This is a genomic window from Streptosporangium sp. NPDC005286 (assembly GCF_040607515.1).
GTDB lineage: Bacteria > Actinomycetota > Actinomycetes > Streptosporangiales > Streptosporangiaceae > Streptosporangium.
The window spans coordinates 12,635-31,104 of the sequence record NZ_JBEXGU010000112.1 but is presented as its reverse complement, the minus strand read 5'-3'; the positions used below and the strand labels follow the sequence as shown (position 1 = coordinate 31,104).

Here is an 18,470-nt window from a genome sequence, read left to right as displayed (position 1 = left end):
CACCGCCGACTTCCTGCGGGTGAAGGTCGTCGGCTCCACCACCACCCAGGTGTTCCAGCAGCTCGGCGCGGCCGCCAACCGCAACGGCGCCTGGGCGGTCGCCACGGCCGACCTCTCCGCCTTCGCGGGCCAGACGGTCCGCATCCTGATCGAGGCCGCCGACGCCTCGGGTGCCTCGCTGGTGGAGGCCGGCATCGACAACGTCAAGATCACCCAGCAACCCTGATCCTCCGCCGGGGCGCCTTCGCCGAGGGCGCCCCGAGCCCTTCACCGGTGGGCTCGGTGCCGGTCAGACGCGGCAGATCAGCTCGCCGTGGAGCAGCGACAGCCAGCCGTCCCGCTCCCCTGCCCAGGCGCGCCAGCCCTCCGAGAGGCGGCGCAGGTCCTCCTCGGTGCTGCCCGAGGCGAGGGCCTGGCGGGCCATGTCGGACTTCAGGATCCGCTCGGCCCACATGCCGCCCCACCAGGCGCGGTCCTCGGGTGTGGCGAAGCACCAGGTCGAGGAGGTGGCCGAGACGTCGGTGAACCCCGCCGCGTGCGCCCAGGAAAGCAGTCGCCGCCCCGCGTCGGGCTCGCCGCCGTTGGCCCTGGCCAATCTCAGGTAGAGGTCCAGCCACTCGTCCAGTTCGGGCATCTCGGGAAACCAGGTGAACGCGGTGTAGTCACTGTCGCGTACCGCGACGATCCCGCCCGGCCTGCAGACCCGCCGCATCTCGCGCAGCGCCAGCACGGGATCGCCGACGTGCTGGAGCACCTGGTGGGCGTGGACGACGTCGAAGGTGTCGTCGGGAAAGCGCAGCTCGTGCACGTCCGCCACGGAGAACTCGACGCCGGAGTGCCCGCGCCGCTCCACCTCCGCGCGGGCCAGGCCGAGCGCCTCCTCGCTGATCTCGGCCGCGGTGACCGTGCCGGGCGCGACATGCTCCGCCAGGTCGGCGGTGATGGTGCCGGGCCCGCAGCCCACGTCCAGCAGCGTCATGCCCGCTCTCAGGTACGGCAGGAGGTGGGCCGCCGAGTTCTCCGCGGTACGCCACCGGTGGGACCTGAGCACCGACTCGTGGTGTCCGTGCGTGTAGACGGCGTCCTTGCCTGTCATGGGAGACCTCTCCTTCTGTCCGTCGGTCCCGACCGTAGCAGGAATCTCATATTTCAAGAAGAATCGTCTCATTATATGGTCTCATTGTGTGGCCGTAACAGATTTCGCACCTTTTCATCGCTTGCTGTAACGAGGGAGGGCGCCCACACTCAGATGGGATGTTCGCTGACACAATGGGGGTGGTCCTCGTGCACGAGGAGTTCAGCGCTCACGAGACCTGGCCACTGGGGTGCACGCGCTGCGGGCACCTCTGGCAGGAGGAGTACCTCGTCCGTCACCTGACCGACGGGCACGGACACGACGTCGTGCTCTGGCTGAGGTCGGGCGTCATGGTCCAGCCGCCCTGGTCGGGACTGAGCTGCCCCGCCTGCGGCTGTGACGGTGTCCGCGTCTTCCCGGTGGGCGCGCACCCCCAGAACGGCACCCCGTTCCCCGCCGCCGCCTTCACCCCCGGCCCCGCCCCGGCCCCCGGCCTCGCCCCAGGCCCCGGCCCGACCCCGGTCCCCGCGCTGGGAGCCGGTGTCTCGCCCGCCGAGCCCCGGCCGCGTCGCCGCGTGCCGCAGCCGGCCCTGCTGTACTCCCTCATCGTGGCCGCGTTCCTGCTCTTCACCAGCTTCGAGCTCTTCGAACACGTGATTCCCCACCACTGAACCCGCCGCCACGAACCACCGGACCCCGCCGCGCGGCGGGGTCCGGTGGTCACCGGGCGTCACCAGACGTCACTGGGCGTCAGAGGTGGAAGTCCAGGTCGGGGACGATCTCGGCGACGTCCATCTGGGCCTTCTGTAGCCTGCCCGAGTAGTCCCAGTTCATCGCCTGCCAGCGGGTGAACTGGTCGAGAACCCACACCCCCGACTGGCGGCTGCCGTTGCCGGATCTGCCGTTGCCGCCGAAGGGCAGGTGAGCCTCCGCGCCGGAGGTGGAGTTGTTGACGCTCACCATGCCCGCGCCGATGCCGGCGCGGAAGTGGAACGCCGACTTCGGGTCGGTGGTGTAGATGGAGGAGGAGAGCCCGTAGCCGGGAAGGTTGGCCAACTCGACGGCCTCCTCCAGCGTGCTGAAGGCGGTCACGCCGACGATGGGGCCGAAGGTCTCCTCAAGGAAGAGCCGGTCGCCGGGGCGGACGCCGTCCACGACCACCGGGTGGTAGTAGAGGCCGCCCTCCCCGGTGAAGCCGGCGCGTGGGTTGTCCGGGGTGATGCGGCCGGTGGGACCGGAGACGACGGTGTGGTGCGGCTGGATCCAGCCCAGGTACTCCTCGTAGCGCGAGGCGAACCTCTCCTCGAGCAGCGGGCCGCAGAGCACGTCCTCGGCGGGGTCGCCGATCGCCGCCTCCGCCACGGCGCGCGCGTACCGGCGGAGGAACTCCTCGTGGACGCTCTCGTGCACGATCACCGTGCCGAGTGACGTGCAACGCTGCCCGGCGGTGCCGAAGCCCGCGAACAGCGCGCCCTCCACGGCCAGGTCCAGGTCGGCGTCCGGCATGACCACCATCGGGTTCTTGCCGCCCAGCTCCAGGCAGGGGGACTGCAGGTGGCGCCCGCACAGCTCGCCGACGGCGCGGCCCACCGCGGTGGATCCGGTGAACCCGACCTTGTGCACCGTGCCCTCGGCCAGCGCCGACTCCAGGCCCTCGAACGTCGTGGCGCCGTCGGCGAGGACCAGGTTCAGCACGCCGTCGGGCAGCCCGGCCGCCGTGAACAGCCGGTAGAGCGCGTGCGCGGAGGCCGCCGCGTACTCGGCGGGCTTCCACACCACCGCGTTGCCGCACAGCAGCGCCGGGACCAGGTACCACGACGGCACCGCGACCGGGAAGTTTCCCGCCGTGATCACCGCGGCCACTCCCACGGGGACCCGGAAGGTGAACAGGTTCTTGTCCGGCATCTCCGAGGGAACCGTCTGCCCGTACAGCCGCCTGCCCTCGCCGAGGAAGAAGTCACAGGTGTCGACGATCTCGCGTACCTCGCCCAGCGCCTCGGCGTACGGCTTGCCGATCTCGCGGGTGACCAGGCGGGCCAGTTCCTCGGCGTTGGCCTCCACCAGCCGCCCGATCGAGGCGATCACCCGCCCCCGGACGGGCGCGGGGACCCGAGACCACTCCCGCTGGGCCGCGGTGGCCGTGCGGCACGCGGAGGAGAACGTGCTCGCGTCCGCCAGCCGGACCCGCGCGACCACCTCGTTCAGGCGAGCCGGGTTGACCGACTCGTAGGCGGTGCCGTTGGACGCTTCTTTTCCGCCGATGACGGAGACGATCTCGCTGGTCACCTTCGACCTCCCGGTATGGACCTGTGACCGCATTCTCCCCGCGAAGGACGAGGCCGTCACATCAGCCGGAAGTCGGCGAAGTCGAAACCCGGGGACACGACACAGCTCACCAGCACGGCCTCGTCCCCGGCGGGGCGGGCGGCCTGCCAGGTGCCGCCGGGCACCACCGCCTGCGGGACCTGGCCCTCCTCCACCAGCGGACCCAGGGTCACGGAGTGGGTGGGCTGGCCCTCGTGGCCGCCGAGGACCAGTGTCAGCGGGCCGCCCCGGTGCCAGAGCCACACCTCGTCGGAGGCGACCACGTGCGGGCGCGACTCCTCGCCGGGCCCCAGCAGGAAGTAGATCCCCGTCGCGGTGGCCCGTGCTCCGGTGTACCCGGGCGGGGTGAGGTCGACGGAGGTTCTCCAGGTCTCGCGGAACCAGCCACCCTCGGGGTGCGGCAGCAGGTCCAGGGTCTCGGCGAGCGGAGGACGGGAAGAGGTCGTCATCGCACCGATTCTAGGGACCCGGCTCCTCGGACGGACCGTATGAGGTTCGTGTGCGCGCCGACGTATTGCCGACGTGGGGGGTGCCGGACGGTGCGGGCGTCCCCGCGGCGGAAGCCGTCTGGACGGTCGGCGGGGCGGGCGCGCGTACCGGGCGCGACGAGGGCTGCCGATCGGTGCGGGAGTCACCGGGGTGACGGAGATCGTCCTGCGGGGTGAGTGGTCCGGATTTGTCGGAGGGGTTGGCTAGGTTCGGTCCGTGATCGAACGGTGGAACCGGGATCAGGTGCTGGCGCTCGCGCCCGACGCCTCGTCCCAGAAAGCGGCCGGGACAATTTCCTCCCCCAGAAAGTGGTCGGGGACCGGAGTCACCGCCGACGCGGTGTGGGGCGAGTGCGCGGGCAGCGGCTCCAAGCCCTACCGGGCCTGCGTCGACCTGTCCGAGCCCGCCTACCGATGCACCTGCCCCAGCAGGAAGTTCCCGTGCAAGCATGCTCTCGGCCTGCTGCTCCTGTGGTCGGCCGACGGTGTCCCCGCCGCGGAGGAGGTCGCCGACTGGGTGGGTGAGTGGCTCGACGGGCGGCGCGACCGCGCGGCCAGGGCGGTGGAGGCCGGGGCGACCCGCGCCGCCAGGTCTGCCGAGGCGGCTCCCGCCGACGGCCGCCGGGCCGCGCTGCGCGAACAGCGCGTGAGCGCCGGTCTGTCGGATCTGGAGCGCTGGCTCGCCGACCAGGTCAGGCAGGGCCTCGCCGGGTCACGGCGTCACGACCAGTGGGACGACCTGGTCAAGCGCCTGATCGACGCCCAGGCGCCCGCCGTCGCGGGCTCGCTGTCGCGCCTGCCTGTCGTGCTGGACGGCGATGACTGGCCCGCCCGCCTGCTCAGCGAGTACGCGCTGCTGCACCTGCTCTGCGTGGCCCACCGCAACCTCGCGGCTCCGGCCGGCGAAGGGACCGGTGACGGCCCCGGGGGTGTGCCGGAGGTCGTGCCCGCGGGGCTCCTGGAAAGGGTGCGCGACCGGGTCGGTTTCTCGGTGACGAAGGAGGAGGTGCTCGCGGGGGAGGTCGTCCGCGACCTGTGGGACGTGCTGGGACGGCGCGACGAGGAGCACGACCGGCTGATCGCGCGCCGGGTCTGGCTGCGCGGGCGCAAGACGGGCAGGGCGGCACTGGTGCTCTCGTTCGCACCGGTCGGACAGGCTCTCGACGCCTCGCTCGTCACCGGCACGACCATGGACGCCGACCTGGCGTTCTACCCCGGCTCGACTCCGCTGCGCGCGGTGGTCGCCGCCCGGCACGACGCCGCCCCGGCCGGCCCGCCGCCCGGCCAGAGCATCGAGCGGGCACTGGACGAGGTGGCCGAGGCTCTGGCGGGCGACCCCTGGCTCGACTCCTGGCCGCTCGTGCTGGAGGGGGTGACCCCCGCGGGGAGTGGTTCGCGGCTCCTGGCCGGGCCCTCCGGCGGGCTGCCGCTCCACCCGTCCGCGGGAACCCCGTGGCGGCTGGTCGCCACCTCGGGCGGCCATCCGCTGACCGTCGCCGCCGAATGGACCCCGAGGGGCCTGCGCCCCCTCACGACCTGGGATGAGGAAGGCCGGGTGATCGCCCTGTGAACGCCTCCGCCGACTGGGAGGAACTGGTGTCCACCGCGCTCGTCGGGACCGACCGGCGCCCGCTGCCCGGGGAGGGGGCGAGCGAGGTCGAGCTGCTCGGGCGCGCGGCCGTGCACACGCTGCGGATGCGCGCGGGGCGGCGGCCGGTCGCCCCGGGCGAGCCGCCGAGTCTCGCGGCGCCCGAGGAGCAGCCGGAGGTCTCGCGCGCCGCGGGCGACCGGCTTGCCCGCGTTCTCGGTGGTGAGCAGCCGAGACTGCTCACCGAGTGGCTGGAGACCGCGGCCGGGCGTGGCTACCGCCTCTCGCCCCACCTGCTGCCCGAGCTTCTCGACCACGCGGTCAGGGACAGGTCGATCCGGCCGTATCTCGGCGTCCTGGCGGGCAACCGGGGGCGCTGGCTGGCGGGGCTGAACCCGGCGTGGGGTTTCCTGCTTGAGGAGGTCACGGGAGTGGCCGTGACCGGCCCCGTGACCGACTCTGGGCCGACCTCGCAGGTCTGGGAGTTCGGCACCTCGGGTGACCGTCGCGTCCATCTGGGCGAGTTGCGGGCGGCCGATCCGGCGAGGGCCAGGGAACTGCTCGCCGCCACCTGGGAGAAGGAGAACCCCGACGACAGGGCGGCGTTCCTGGAGGCTCTCACCACGGGGTTGTCGCTTGAGGACGAGCCGTTCCTGGAGTCCGCGCTCGACGACCGCCGCCGCGAGGTCCGCCACCAGGCGGCCGACCTGCTCACCCGGCTCCCCGGATCGCGCCTGGCCCTGCGCATGGCGGAGCGCGTCGCCCGGTATGTCACCGTCGCCGGCGGTGAGATCCACGTCGACCCGCCGGTGGCCTGCGACAGCGCCATGGAGCGCGACGGCATCCGGGCGAAGGCGCCCCGGGGGACGGGCGAGCGGGGCTGGTGGCTGCAGCAGGCCGTGGCCCGCACCCCGCTGGGCGTCTGGCCCCGGCTGCTCGGCCGGTCGCCCGGGGAGCTGGTCCGCATGAAGATCGTCGACTGGAACCGCGAGGTCATGGCCGGTTGGGTCAGGGCCGCCGTTCTCCAGGGTGACCCGGAGTGGGCGCTGGAGCTCTTCGCCTGGGACCCGATCGCCGACCTGCTGGCCGCGCTGCCCCGCGACAGGCAGGAGATCGTCGCGGCCGACTTCGTACGGCGGCACGGCCTGGACGGCCAACTGATCATGGTTCTCGGCGGGGCCGCGGCCCCGTGGGGTCCGGCCCTGGCCACGGCGGTCCTCCAGAAGATCATCGATGTGTCCGGCACCCAGCCGTGGAACCTCGGCGAGCTGACCAAGCTCGCCGGTGAGCGCATCGATCCGGCACTGCACGACATGGCCGGGCGGCTCTCAGCGGAGCCGTCCATCCAGGAGGTCGCCGCCCTCCTGCGTTTCCGTGACGACATGTTGAAGGAGCTCACACAGTGACAACGGTTCTGCGGGCCCACGCCGAAGACCAGTACGCCGAGGAACTGGCGGTCCTGGCCAAGGGCGACGACCGGGTCCGCCCGCCGGGCTGGAAACTGTCGCCCTGGGCGGTGACCACCTACATCCTCGGTGACGGCGACCAGATCACCCCCAAGTACATCGGGCCGCGGCGCATCGTCGAGGTGGCCGTGGCGACACTCGCCACCGACCGCGCGCTGCTGCTGCTCGGCGTGCCCGGCACCGCCAAGACCTGGCTCTCGGAGCACCTGGCCGCCGCGATCAGCGGTGACTCCACACTCCTCGTGCAGGGCACGGCGGGCACCGCGGAGGAGGCCATCCGCTACGGCTGGAACTACGCCAGGCTGCTGGCCGAGGGGCCGTCCATGGAGGCGCTCACGCCGAGCCCGGTGATGCGGGCGATGGCCGAGGGGCGGCTGGCCCGGGTGGAGGAGCTGACCCGGATGCCCTCCGACGTCCAGGACGCGCTGATCACCGTGCTGTCGGAGAAGACGCTGCCGATTCCCGAGCTCAACCGGGAGGTGCAGGCCGAGCGCGGTTTCAACATCATCGCCACCGCCAACGACCGTGACCGCGGCGTCAACGACCTGTCGAGCGCACTGCGCCGCCGGTTCAACACGGTCGTGCTGCCGGTGCCCGCCACCGCCGAGGAGGAGGTGGACATCGTCTCCCGCAGGGTCGGCCAGCTCGGCCGCTCCCTGGAACTGCCCGAGACCCTCACCGGGCTGGAGGAGATCCGCCGCGTCGTCACGGTCTTCCGGGAGCTGCGCACCGGCGTCACCGAGGACGGCCGCACCAAGGTCAAGTCCCCCAGCGGCACGCTCAGCACCGCCGAGGCCATCTCCGTCCTCACCAACGGCATCGCGCTGGCCGCGCACTTCGGCGACGGGGTGCTCCGCCCCTCCGACGTGGCCGCGGGCATCGCCGGCGCGGTGATCCAGGACCCGGTCTCCGACCGTGTCGTCTGGCGCGAGTACCTGGAGACCGTGGTGCGCGAGCGCCAGGACTGGCGCGACTTCTACCGGGCCTGCCGTGACGCGGGCTGAGGCGGTGATCCCCGGGAGGGGGCCGCTCCCGATCTCCGTCCCGGGCTCCGGTCCCGTATCGGGTGGCACACCGGTGATCAGGCCGCGCGGTCGCCATCGCGCCATGCCGCCGGTCGGTGAGGCGGCTTCCTCACCTGGCCTCGGTCCCGTATCGGGTGGCACGCCCGCGGCCACCCCGCGCGGTCGCCATCGCGTCACGTCGCCGGTGCCACCGGTCGGTGAGACGGCTTCCTCACCGGTCAGGGGGCAACGATGAGCGTTTCCGTGCTGGGGATCCGGCACCACGGACCCGGGTCGGCACGGTCCCTGTGCGACGAGCTTGACCGCCTCAAGCCGGACATCGTGCTCATCGAGGGCCCGCCCGAGGCGGACGAGCTGGTCGAGCTGGCCCGTGACCCCGACCTCCAGCCACCGGTGGCGCTCCTCGCCCACGTGCCGGGCGAGCCGTCCACCGCCGCGTTCTGGCCGTTCGCGGTGTTCTCCCCCGAGTGGCAGGCGCTCCGCCACGCCGTCGGGGCGGGCATCCCGGTCCGCTTCTGCGACCTGCCGGCCGCGCACAGCCTCGCCTCCCGCCCCGGCGCGACCGGCGACGCCGGGCCGCGGCCAGGAGAGGAGCCGGACACGGGTGTTCCCGGCTTCCATCGTGAAACGGCGGATGACGCCGTACAGGTCGATCCGATCGGGGCCCTCGCCCGCGCCGCCGGATACGACGACCCGGAGCGGTGGTGGGAGGACGCCGTCGAGCACCGCGGCGACACCCCGTTCCACATGATCGCCCAGGCCGTGGAGGCGGTCCGCGAGGGACACGTCGCCGACGAGTACGAGGCGCGGCGCGAGGCCTTCATGCGGCGCACGATCCGCAGGGCGATCCGGGACGGCTTCGAGCGGATCGCCGTGGTCTGCGGAGCCTGGCACGTCCCCGCGCTGGCGGGCACGGCGGGTGCGGGGGCGCCCTGGGGAGCCGGGCTGCCCACCGTGAAGGCCGACGACGCGCTGCTCAGAGGGCTGCCCAAGGTCAGGGCCGAGATCACCTGGGTGCCGTGGACGTACGGGCGGCTGGCCTCCTGGAGCGGGTACGGCGCGGGTGTGACCTCCCCCGGCTGGTACCACCATCTGTTCGCCTCCCCGGACCGCCCCGTCGAACGGTGGCTGACCGGGGCGGCCGGGGTGCTCCGTGAGGAGGACCTGCCGGTCTCCTCCGCCCACGTCATCGAGGCGGTCCGGCTCGCCGAAGGCCTGGCCGTACTCAGGGGACGGCCCCTGGCCGGGCTGGCGGAGGTCACCGAGGCGGTCAGGGCGGTGCTGTGCGAGGGCGACGACCTGCCGGTGGAGCTGATCCAGCGGCGCATGGTCGTGGGGGAGCGGCTCGGCCAGGTGCCGGACAGCACCCCGATGGTCCCCCTCCAGCGCCACCTGCGCGAGGAGCAGCGGCGGGTGAGGCTCAAGCCCGAGGCGCTCGACCGTGAGTACGACCTCGACCTGCGCAAACCCCTCGACCTGGAGCGCAGCAGGCTGCTGCACAGGCTCCGCCTGCTCGGCGTCGGCTGGGGCACTCCCCAGGAGAGCCGGAGCAAGGGCACCTTCCGCGAGTCGTGGTCGCTCACCTGGCGGCCCGAGTTCGACATCGACCTGATCGAGGCGAGTTCCTGGGGCACGACCGTCCCGGCCGCGGCCGCCGCCCGCGTCCGCGACCTCGCCGACGGGGCCGGGGCGTCCGGCGGGACCCCCGGCTCGGGGATGCCGGGCCGGGGAGGCGGTGCGGCCGGGACCGGGGGGCCGTCCGGCGGCGGGGCGCCCGGAGGCGTCACGCTGGCCGGGCTCACCGGCCTGGTGGAGCACTGCCTGCTCGCCGACCTGCCGGAGGCGCTGCCGCACGTGCTCGACGCCCTGTCGGCGCGGGCCGCGCTCGACGGCGACGTCACGCACCTGATGGCGGCGCTCCCGGCGATGGTCCGCGCCCAGCGATACGGCGACGTGCGCGGCACCCCCGCCACCGGCCTGACCGCCATCGCCTGGGCGATGCTCACCAGGATCTGCGTCGGCCTCGGTGGCGCCGTCACCGGCCTCGACGACGACGCCGCCCGTGACCTGATCCGTCACATCGACGCCGTCCACACCGCCGTCTCCCTGCTCGAAGCCGTGCCCGCCGGTCCTGGCGTCTTCGGTGGTTCACGGGAGACGGGGGCTTCGGGGGATCCGGGCGCCTCCGCCGGTTCCGTGGGCCTGGAGGGTCCGGCGGGTGCGAAGGAGGCGAGGAGCACCGAAACCTCAGGAGGCGCTGCCCGCCCCGAGGAGGAGTCTCCGCAGGGACGGTGGCTGGTGGCGTTGCGCGGGGCTTCCGGCCGCAGCGACCTGCACGGGCTCATCGAGGGCCGGCTCACCAGGATCCTGCTGGACGCGGCCGACCTCGACACGGCCGAGGCGGGCCGCCGGATGTCGCTGGCGATGTCGGCGGGGCACCCGCCGGCCAGGGCGGCGTCCTGGATCGAGGGGTTCCTTTCCGGGGGCGGGCTGCTGCTCGTCCACGACTCCCGGCTGCTCGGGCTGGTCGACGAGTGGCTCACCGGACTCGCCCCGGAGACCTTCGTCGACGTGCTGCCCCTGCTCCGCAGGACGTTCGGCGCCTTCGCCGCCCCTGAGCGGCGTTCGATCGGCTCGCGCGTCCGCTCTCTCGGCTCTGGCGGCGCGGATCGGGCACCGGACGCGGAGGAGTTCGACGAGGAACGCGCGGCGGCGGCCGTGCGGACCGTGCTGGCGATTCTGGGAAGGACGGGGAGCAGCGATGGATGAGCGGTTGCGCCGCTGGCGGATGGTCCTGGGCGGTGACGCCGACGGCACCGGATGCTCGCTCGCCGGAACCGACGCCCAGATGGACGGGGCACTGGCCGCGCTGTACGACGGCGCCGGTGCGGGGGCGGCCGAGCGGAGCGGTGGCCTGGGCGCCTCCGCGCCCAGGGTGGCGCGCTGGCTGGGCGACATCCGGTCCTACTTCCCCTCGACCGTCGTCCAGGTCATGCAGAAGGACGCCGTCGAGCGGCTGAACCTGACCCGGCTGCTGATGGAGCCGGAGATGCTGGAGGCCGTCGAGCCGGACGTGCACATGGTCGGCACCCTGCTGTCGCTCAACCGGGTGATGCCGGAGAAGGCGCGGGAGTCGGCCAGGGCGCTGGTCGGCAAGGTCGTCTCCGAGTTGGAGCGGCGGCTGGTTCAGAAGACGAAGGCCGCCGTGACCGGCGCTCTGGACCGCTCGGCCAGGACCCACCGGCCCAGGCGGGTCGCCGACATCGACTGGGATCGCACGATCCGCGCCAACCTGAGGAACTACCTGCCGGAGCGCAACACCGTGATCCCGTCCAGGCTGGTCGGATACGGCAGGAGGCAGCGGGCGGTCCAGCGAGAGGTGGTGCTCTGCATCGACCAGAGTGGATCGATGGCCGCCTCCGTCGTCTACTCCAGTGTGTTCGGCGCGGTGCTCGCCTCGATGCGCTCGCTGAAGACCTCGCTGGTCGTCTTCGACACGGCGGTCGTCGACCTCACCGACCAGCTCCACGACCCGGTCGAGCTGCTGTTCGGTACCCAGCTCGGCGGTGGCACCGACATCAACCGGGCCATCGCCTACTGCCAGGGCCTCATCACCCGCCCCAACGATTCGATCTTCATCCTGATCAGCGACCTCTACGAGGGCGGCGTGCGGCAGGAGATGCTCCGCAGGGTCGCCCAGATGACCGCGGCGGGCGTCCAGGTGATCGTGCTGCTCGCGCTCTCCGACGAGGGCGCGCCCTTCTACGACCACGACAACGCCGCGGCGCTCGCGGCCATGGGGGTGCCCGCCTTCGCCTGCACCCCCGACGCCTTTCCCGACCTGATGGCCGCGGCGATCGAGCGCCGCGACATCGGCCAGTGGGCCGAGCGCCGACTGGAGCGCACCGCCACCTGATCCCGTCCTGGTGAAGGAGGCAAGGCCACGGGGGCCCACCTTCTCCAGGACGTCAGGGGCCGAACTCGGACCGAAGGCGGCACCTCGACCCGGCGACGGATCAGCCGCCGTCGCAGGCGGGGCCGGTCACGCGGCCGTCTCGGACGGTTCTCCGCCCGGTGGCCTCCCGGCGGCACGTCGAGCCATGGTTCTCCGCCGTGCTCAGCAGGCTTCCCGGCCTCTCAGGAACGTTCCTGGTAGACGTCGGGGATGCCGTCGTGGTCGCGGTCGACGGTTTCGGCCTCGTGGATGCGCCGGTAGACGCGGTTGCGCAGGCGAAGGATCACCGTCGCGGCCAGCGCCGCGATCAGGGAGCCGGTCAGGACCGCCACCTTGACGTGGGCGTCACGCTCGCTGCCGGCGCCGAAGGCCAACTCCCCGATGAGCAGGGAGACGGTGAATCCGATACCGGCCAGGATGGCCAGCCCGGCCACGTCCACCCAGGCCAGCCCCTCGTCCAGGTGGGCGTGGGTGAAGCGGGCCACCAGCCAGGTCGCGAGCATGATCCCAATGGGCTTGCCCGCCACGAGGCCCACGACCACGCCCACCGCGACCGGGTCGCTCAGGGCGCCGGCCAGACCGCTCAGGCCGCCGAGGCTCACCCCGGCCGACATGAACGCGAACACCGGCACGGCCACCCCGGCCGAGATCGGCCGCAGGCGGTGTTCGAAGTGCTCGGCCAGGCCGGGCCCGGCCTCCGGGCCACCGGCGCGCTCGCTGCGCAGGACCGGCACGGTGAAGGCCAGCAGCACGCCGGCGACGGTGGCGTGTACGCCCGAGGCGTGCATCAGCGTCCAGGTGGCGGCGGCCAGTGGCAGCAGCAGCCACCAGGCGCGTACCCGGCGCTGTACCAGCATGGCGAAGACCGCCAGTGGCAGCAGCGCGCCCAGCAGCGGCAGCACCGACAGGTGCTCGGTGTAGAAGAGGGCGATGATGATGATGGCCACCAGGTCGTCGACCACGGCCAGGGTGAGCAGGAAGGTGCGCAGCGCGGTGGGGAGATACCGGCCGATGACCGCGAGCACGGCCAGGGCGAACGCGATGTCGGTGGCCGTCGGGATCGCCCAGCCCCGCGCCGCGCCGGAACCGGCACCGGAGCCGAGGGTGAGCAGCAGGTACAGCACGGCCGGGACGATCACCCCGCCGAGTGCGGCCGCGACCGGCACCGCGGCCCGTCGCACCTGGCGCAGGTCACCGGCGACGAACTCGCGCTTCAGCTCCAGGCCGGCCACGAAGAAGAAGATCGCCAGCAGCCCGTCGGCGGCCCAGGTCGCCAGGCTCAGGTCCAGGTGCAGCGCCGCCGGGCCGATCCTGAAGGCACGCAGCGCCTCGTAGGCGCCCGACCACGGGGAGTTCGCCCAGATCATGGCGGCCACCGCACCGGCCAGCAGCAGCGCTCCGCCGACGGTCTCCTCGCGGAGGATGCCGGCGATGCGACGGGCCTCGGGCCACGAGCCCAGGCCGAGCAGGCGGGACGTGCCAGGTGGGGTCTTGGTCATCAGCGCTCCGTTTTCGGGGTCGGGTCAGCCACTGCCGACCAGACTTCCCGGCGCACCACCGGCCACTGTACCCGCGGGGTGCCGCCGCCCGATCCCATGGCATACCGGCAGGCCACGGGAACGGGCGGCGGGTCAGTGCGCGGTGTCCTGCTCGTCCCGGGCCCGCAGGGGGAGCAGGAAGGCGGCGACGAAGGTGGCGACGAGCAGGCCCACCGCGACCCAGATCGTCAGGAGCATCGAGTCCTCGAAGCTCCAGTCCCACAAGGATGAACTGCTTGAGCTGATCTACGACGAGGTCATGAGTGAGATCCGGGTGCCCGAGCCCGATCCCGAGCGCTGGCTTGAGCAGATCAGGGAGCTGGTCATGCAGGCCTTCCGGGTGTTCAGGGCCCACGCCGACATCGCCAGGGTCGGCCTGGCCACCATCCCGACCGGCCCCAACGGGCTGCGGGTGGCCGAGGGACAGCTGGCCATCATGCTCGCGGGCGGGGTGCCGCCCAAGGCCGCCGCCATGATGATCGACCGTCTCGGCCTGTACGTCTGCTCGGACGCCTACGAGGGCTCTCTCTACGCCAACCGGCAGCGCGGCAGCGGCAAGGAGCTGGGGGAGTTCATGAGCGAGTTCTTCGGCCAGATCGCCACGTTCTACCGGGGTCTGCCAACCGACCGGTTCCCCAACCTCGTCGCCAGGATCGACGACCTGATGGACGCCAACGGCACGGAGCGGTTCGAGTTCGGGCTCGACCTGCTGCTGGGAGGTCTGGTCTCACACATCCGGGACGCCGGTCCTACGACCAAGGACTGACGCGGAAGCCCGATGTCAGGGGCGGGGCGCCGGGCGTACCGTCGGCCCATGATTACCATGACGGGCGAAAAGCGTGCTGCCGGGATATTCGCCCCGCGGCACCGTGCCCTGACCGTCGGGATGGTGGCGCTCATCTCCCTGGTCGCCTTCGAGTACCTGGCGGTGGCCACCGCCATGCCGGTCGTGGCCGACGAGTTGGACGGTCACGCGCTGTACGGGCTGGCGTTCAGCGGGGCGATGGCGGCCGGGGTGATCGCGACGGTGCTGGGTGGGCGGTGGGGCGACGTCAGGGGGCCGATGGCGCCGCTCTGGGCCGGTGTGGCGCTCTTCGCCGCCGGGCTGGTCGTGGCCGGGGCGGCGCCGACGATGGACGTGTTCGTCGTGGGCCGTTTCGTGCAGGGCTTCGGCGGAGGCGTCTTCCAGGTCGCGATGTACGTGCTGGTCTCGCGGGTCTACCCGGCCGAGACGCACCCCCGGGTGTTCTCGATCTTCGCGACGGCCTGGGTGGTGCCCTCCATGGTCGGGCCGGTGATCACCGGCCTCGTGGTGGAGTACGCGGGCTGGCGCTGGGTCTTCATCGGCGTGACGGTGCTCCTCCTCCCCGCGGCGTTGCTGCTCTGGCGCGGGCTGGCCGCCGCGCCCATGTCGGACCGGCCGCAGACCGGTCCGCGCTCCTCGATCGCGCGACGGCTGGGCTGGGCGGTGCTCGTCGCGGTCGGCGCGGCACTGATGCAGTACGGGGGCGCGGCGCGCGGCGCCGGGTTCGTCCTGCTCGTCGTCGGTCTGGCCACGCTGGTCGCGGCGCTGCCCCGGCTGCTCCCCGAGGGAACCCTGCGCGCGGCCAGGGGCCTGCCCTCGGTGATCTCACTGCGGGGCATCGCGGCGGGCGCGGCCATCGGCGGGGAGGCGTTCCTGCCGCTGATGCTCAACCAGGAGCGCGGCCTGTCGCTGACCATGGCCGGGCTCACCCTGACCGGTGGCGCGCTGAGCTGGTCGTTCGGCTCGTGGGTCGTGGGCCGCCGGAGTTTCGACCGGGCACTGGTGCTGCGCTGCGGCTCGGCGCTGATCGCCGCGGGACTCGTGCTGATGGGCCTGACGGTCTTCGCCGTCGTCCCGGTCGCCGCCGCCTTCCTCGGGGAGATCGTCCTGGGGCTCGGCATGGGCATCGTGTACCCGACGCTGTCGGTACTCGTCCTGGAGCTGTCACCCCCGGGGGAGGAGGGGGAGAACAGCGCGTCGCTGGGGGTCGCGGAGTCGGTGTACACGGTCGTCTCCGTCGCGGTCGCCGGCGCGCTCCTGGCGGCACTGGGCGCCTCGGCCGTCGCCTACCTGCTCTGTTTCGGGCTGGCGGCGTTGATGGCGACCACCGGAATCCTGGTCGGCGCCCGGGTCAGAGCCGACGCCTCTGTCCGGGGCTGAGCTCTTCCTGGGGCTGCCCCCTTACCCGACCTGAGTTCTCTCCGCGCCGAAAGCGCCGGAAATATCGGAAAAACTGGACCAAAACCCACCCTCACAAGCAGGAGGCATTCGCGGGTCGCCGTGGCACCATGGAAGAACGCCGTTCCCGGTGGTGTTGAGAGGAGTCCCGCCTTCGGGCGGGATTCGTGTTTTAGGAGCTTGAATTCCCCGGGTTCGGAGAGGTCAAGGAGGGGTCATGCCGCGTGTCCGTGAGCTTGAGGTGTTCCGGCTGGTCCTGCCGTACGGCAGGCGGCCGGAGAGCATCCTCGTCCGGCTCACCGACTACGGGGGCATGACCGGGTGGGGCGAGGTCGTCGACGCCGACCCCAAGACCTGGGTCGCGCTGGAGGAGGGGCTCGCGCAGGCGCTGATCGGCGTCGACTGGGAGCACCCCGACGAGCTCGGCGCCGTCCCCGGCGGATCCGCCGCCGACATGGCCTGCTGGGACCTGTGGGCGAGGATGCGCGGAGTGCCGCTGGCCCACGCGCTGGGCGGTACCCGTACCTCCCTCATGGCCACCGTCAGGATCGGCGCCGACCGCAACCTGGAGAGCCTGGTCGCCCGGGTGAACCGGCATGTCTGCGCCGGGTACGCCCACGTCACCCTGGACGTCCATCCCGGCTGGGACATCGAGCCGCTGCGCGCCGTCCGCCAGGCGTACCCCGCGCTGGGCATCAGTGTGGACGCCCGCGGCGCCTACCGCGACGTCGCCGCCCTTGAGGCGCTGGACGCCTACACGCTCTCCGCCATCGAACGCCCCTTCGCCGGTCCCGCCGGTCTGGCCGACCACGCCGACCTGCAGCAGCGCGTCGCCGCCCCGGTCCTGCTCGAGGTCGCCTCGGCCGCGGAACTGGGCGAGGCGATCGCCGCGAGGGCGGGCAGGGCGCTGCTGCTCCGCCCATCGGCCCTGGGCTCCCTGCGCGAGGTGCGGCGGGTGCACGACCGTGTGGTGCGCGCCGGATGGGAGATCGCCTGCGCCGGAGGCCGGGGCACCGGGCTGGCCCGCGCGGCCACCGTCGCCGCCGCCAGCCTGCCCGGCTGCACCCTGCCCTGCGACGTGGCCGAACCGCCGCGCAGCGCGCAGATCGTCGACCCGCCGGTCGGCGCCTCCGGCGGCGTGGTGGCCGTGCCACTCACCCAGCCGGGCCTGGGCCACCGCATCGACGAGGCCCGGGTCCGCCGCCTGGCCAAGGAGTCGTACTCGGCCTAGCGCGACGTTCCCGGCCGGCCCTGCTCAGCCGCAGCCTTCGGTGATGCCCTTGGGAGCGGTCGGGTCCGGCTTCGCCGTGGTGCTCGCCTTGGGGAGGGGCGTGCGGGAGGTCGTGGCCTGGGGGGTGGCCGTGGGGGCCGCTGTGGGGGCCGCTGTGGCGGTGAGGGGACGCCTGGTGACGGCCGAGGAGTGCAGGGCCTTCGCGGTGACCGTGCGGATCTTGCTCCAGTCGGGGTAGCCGGTGTTGATCAGCGGCGGGACGAACTGGACGCTGGTCACCTTCGCGTTCTTGACCTTCAGCGCCAGCGGGACCAGGTGCTCCAGCATCGGGCGCGGGATATCGGTCCGCAGCAGTTCCTTGGTGGCCAGTGCGACCTGGTTGAACCGCGACAGCACGGTCGCCGGGTCCGCCTGGGAGAGCAGGGCGCCCAGCACGCACCGCTGGCGTCCCATCCGGGTGTAGTCGTCGCTGTTGGTGCGCGAGCGGGCGAACCACATCGCGTCGGCGCCGCGCAGCTTGCGGGTACCCGCCTTGACCAGGCCCTCGTCGTACTTGCCGAAGACCACGTCCTGGGGCACGGTCACCGTCACGCCGCCGATCGCGTCGATCAGCCGGGCGAAGCCCCACATGTTGGCCAGGGCATACCAGTCGATCTTCAGGCCCAGCGTGTAGCCGACCGTGTCGATGAGCGTCTTCGCTCCCTGCCTCTCGCGGCCCCCGAAGATCTCCGGGTGCGCGTCGGCGTACTCCCAGACGGCGAAGAGCAGGTCCTCGCGCGAGCCGTCCGGGTTGGCCGGGAGCCTGAATCCGTCGGGGAAGCGCCTCGCCATGGGGGAGCCGGGGACGAAGCGGACGTTCTCCAGGTTGCGCGGCAGGCTCAGCAGCACGGTGTTGCCGGTTTTGACGTCCACGCTGGCCACGTTGATGCTGTCGGTCCGCACGCCCACCCGGTGGGTGTCGGCGTCCCCGCCGAGCAGCAGGATGTTCACCCGGTCGCGGCTCGCCCACAGGTCGTCCTCGCTACCCCCGCCGCTGGTGGGGCGTGAAGTGGGTGGGGCACTGAAGACGTCGTCCAGTGCCGACTGCGAGACCGCCGCGTACTGCCCGAGGAGGCCGAACGGCAGCAGTACGGCCACCGCGAGCGTTCCCGCCAGGACCCCGGCGACCGCCTGCCCGGCGCCGGGCAGCGTGCCGGGGTTCATCACCACGAACGAGTGCACGACCAGGACGAACCAGGCGACGCCGAGCGCCAGGGAGGCCACCGTGACGCCGGTCAGCCAGGAGGAGGAGACCAACTGCCCGGCGAGGTCACCGAGGTCGGAGGTGAGCGCGACCCAGAGCAGGGCCAGCAGCAGCGCCGCGTACGCGCACAGCAGCGCCAGCCCGGTCCTTCGCCATCCGGCGCGCAGATGCGCGGCGCCCGGGGCGATGGCGGCCAGCGCCGTCCAGCCGATGACCGCACCGACGCCGGGCGGCTTTGATCTGTCCCGCAATTGCTCCCCGTTTCCTCGCGCTCGACTCGGACTTGACCGCCGCAGGGAGATGGTAGGGGGGCGAAACCAGGTCGCGGGCGAC

General features: G+C 72.7%; 16 protein-coding genes and 1 pseudogene. 11 read left to right on the top strand and 6 right to left on the bottom strand.

Going from position 1 to position 18,470, the window contains the following annotated elements:
• A pseudogene (locus tag ABZU75_RS31550) lies at window positions 1-226 on the top strand (zinc carboxypeptidase); the annotation flags it as partial.
• Window positions 227-289: 63 nt separating this feature from the next.
• Here ABZU75_RS31550 and ABZU75_RS31545 read toward each other — a convergent pair.
• The gene (locus ABZU75_RS31545; RefSeq protein ID WP_355562089.1) at window positions 290-1,096 is read right to left on the bottom strand and encodes a methyltransferase domain-containing protein; all 807 of its coding nucleotides are present in this window, start codon (window positions 1,094-1,096) and stop codon (window positions 290-292) included.
• Window positions 1,097-1,254: 158 nt separating this feature from the next.
• Here ABZU75_RS31545 and ABZU75_RS31540 point away from each other — a divergent pair, with 158 nt between their 5' ends.
• Window positions 1,255-1,746 carry a hypothetical protein gene (locus ABZU75_RS31540; protein WP_355562086.1) on the top strand — a complete coding sequence of 164 codons (492 nt, stop codon included), beginning with the start codon at window positions 1,255-1,257 and terminating at the stop codon, window positions 1,744-1,746.
• 79 nt (window positions 1,747-1,825) lie between these two features.
• On the opposite strand, the gene ABZU75_RS31535 is transcribed toward ABZU75_RS31540, so the two are convergent.
• Both ABZU75_RS31535 and ABZU75_RS31530 read right to left on the bottom strand, forming a co-directional pair.
• Window positions 1,826-3,361, bottom strand: a complete 1,536-nt coding sequence (locus ABZU75_RS31535) for an aldehyde dehydrogenase family protein (RefSeq protein WP_355562083.1) — start codon at window positions 3,359-3,361, stop codon at window positions 1,826-1,828.
• 56 nt (window positions 3,362-3,417) lie between these two features.
• Entirely contained in the window at window positions 3,418-3,849 is a 432-nt protein-coding gene (locus ABZU75_RS31530) for a cupin domain-containing protein (RefSeq protein ID WP_350916394.1), read from the bottom strand.
• A gap of 50 nt (window positions 3,850-3,899) precedes the next feature.
• Here ABZU75_RS31530 and ABZU75_RS31525 point away from each other — a divergent pair, with 50 nt between their 5' ends.
• From ABZU75_RS31525 to ABZU75_RS31500, 6 genes are all read left to right on the top strand, one after another.
• Window positions 3,900-4,043 carry a hypothetical protein gene (locus ABZU75_RS31525; protein WP_355562080.1) on the top strand — a complete coding sequence of 48 codons (144 nt, stop codon included), beginning with the start codon at window positions 3,900-3,902 and terminating at the stop codon, window positions 4,041-4,043.
• 62 nt (window positions 4,044-4,105) lie between these two features.
• Window positions 4,106-5,458, top strand: coding sequence for an SWIM zinc finger family protein (locus ABZU75_RS31520; RefSeq protein ID WP_355562077.1), 1,353 nt, complete (start codon window positions 4,106-4,108; stop codon window positions 5,456-5,458).
• Window positions 5,455-6,882, top strand: a complete 1,428-nt coding sequence (locus ABZU75_RS31515; RefSeq protein WP_355562074.1) for a DUF5691 domain-containing protein — start codon at window positions 5,455-5,457, stop codon at window positions 6,880-6,882. The genes ABZU75_RS31520 and ABZU75_RS31515 overlap by 4 nt, the downstream gene beginning before the upstream one ends.
• Window positions 6,879-7,946, top strand: a complete 1,068-nt coding sequence (locus ABZU75_RS31510) for an AAA family ATPase (RefSeq protein WP_343980120.1) — start codon at window positions 6,879-6,881, stop codon at window positions 7,944-7,946. The genes ABZU75_RS31515 and ABZU75_RS31510 overlap by 4 nt, the downstream gene beginning before the upstream one ends.
• 252 nt (window positions 7,947-8,198) lie before the next feature.
• Entirely contained in the window at window positions 8,199-10,736 is a 2,538-nt protein-coding gene (locus ABZU75_RS31505; RefSeq protein WP_355562070.1) for a DUF5682 family protein, read from the top strand.
• Window positions 10,729-11,883 carry a VWA domain-containing protein gene (locus ABZU75_RS31500; protein WP_350916407.1) on the top strand — a complete coding sequence of 385 codons (1,155 nt, stop codon included), beginning with the start codon at window positions 10,729-10,731 and terminating at the stop codon, window positions 11,881-11,883. The genes ABZU75_RS31505 and ABZU75_RS31500 overlap by 8 nt, the downstream gene beginning before the upstream one ends.
• 221 nt (window positions 11,884-12,104) lie before the next feature.
• Here ABZU75_RS31500 and nhaA read toward each other — a convergent pair whose 3' ends face one another.
• Window positions 12,105-13,421 (bottom strand): Na+/H+ antiporter NhaA, encoded by a 1,317-nt coding sequence (gene nhaA / locus ABZU75_RS31495; protein ID WP_355562065.1) that lies wholly within the window; start codon window positions 13,419-13,421, stop codon window positions 12,105-12,107.
• 132 nt (window positions 13,422-13,553) lie between these two features.
• Entirely contained in the window at window positions 13,554-13,685 is a 132-nt protein-coding gene (locus ABZU75_RS31490; RefSeq protein ID WP_355562062.1) for a hypothetical protein, read from the bottom strand.
• Between the two features lie 34 nt (window positions 13,686-13,719).
• On the opposite strand from ABZU75_RS31490, the gene ABZU75_RS31485 reads away from it, so the two are divergent.
• From ABZU75_RS31485 to ABZU75_RS31475, 3 genes are all read left to right on the top strand, one after another.
• Entirely contained in the window at window positions 13,720-14,226 is a 507-nt protein-coding gene (locus ABZU75_RS31485) for a TetR/AcrR family transcriptional regulator C-terminal domain-containing protein (protein WP_355562059.1), read from the top strand.
• A gap of 48 nt (window positions 14,227-14,274) precedes the next feature.
• Window positions 14,275-15,645, top strand: coding sequence for an MFS transporter (locus tag ABZU75_RS31480; protein WP_355562057.1), 1,371 nt, complete (start codon window positions 14,275-14,277; stop codon window positions 15,643-15,645).
• 235 nt (window positions 15,646-15,880) lie between these two features.
• Window positions 15,881-16,894 carry an enolase C-terminal domain-like protein gene (locus ABZU75_RS31475; RefSeq protein WP_355562054.1) on the top strand — a complete coding sequence of 338 codons (1,014 nt, stop codon included), beginning with the start codon at window positions 15,881-15,883 and terminating at the stop codon, window positions 16,892-16,894.
• 24 nt (window positions 16,895-16,918) lie between these two features.
• On the opposite strand, the gene ABZU75_RS31470 is transcribed toward ABZU75_RS31475, so the two are convergent.
• A complete protein-coding gene (locus ABZU75_RS31470; protein WP_355562052.1) occupies window positions 16,919-18,388 on the bottom strand; it encodes an LCP family protein in 1,470 nt (489 codons plus the stop codon).
• Between the last annotated feature and the right edge of the window lie 82 nt (window positions 18,389-18,470).

What these genes read in the sequence shown, in the direction of transcription:
- ABZU75_RS31500 (WP_350916407.1), top strand. Translation starts at nt 10,729, where the DNA reads ATGGATGAGCGGTTGCGCCGCTGGCGGATGGTCCTGGGCGGTGACGCC.
- ABZU75_RS31545 (WP_355562089.1), bottom strand. Translation starts at nt 1,096, where the DNA reads ATGACAGGCAAGGACGCCGTCTACACGCACGGACACCACGAGTCGGTG.
- ABZU75_RS31485 (WP_355562059.1), top strand. Translation starts at nt 13,720, where the DNA reads ATGAGTGAGATCCGGGTGCCCGAGCCCGATCCCGAGCGCTGGCTTGAG.
- ABZU75_RS31530 (WP_350916394.1), bottom strand. Translation starts at nt 3,849, where the DNA reads ATGACGACCTCTTCCCGTCCTCCGCTCGCCGAGACCCTGGACCTGCTG.
- nhaA (WP_355562065.1), bottom strand. Translation starts at nt 13,421, where the DNA reads ATGACCAAGACCCCACCTGGCACGTCCCGCCTGCTCGGCCTGGGCTCG.
- ABZU75_RS31480 (WP_355562057.1), top strand. Translation starts at nt 14,275, where the DNA reads ATGATTACCATGACGGGCGAAAAGCGTGCTGCCGGGATATTCGCCCCG.
- ABZU75_RS31475 (WP_355562054.1), top strand. Translation starts at nt 15,881, where the DNA reads ATGCCGCGTGTCCGTGAGCTTGAGGTGTTCCGGCTGGTCCTGCCGTAC.
- ABZU75_RS31505 (WP_355562070.1), top strand. Translation starts at nt 8,199, where the DNA reads ATGAGCGTTTCCGTGCTGGGGATCCGGCACCACGGACCCGGGTCGGCA.
- ABZU75_RS31540 (WP_355562086.1), top strand. Translation starts at nt 1,255, where the DNA reads ATGTTCGCTGACACAATGGGGGTGGTCCTCGTGCACGAGGAGTTCAGC.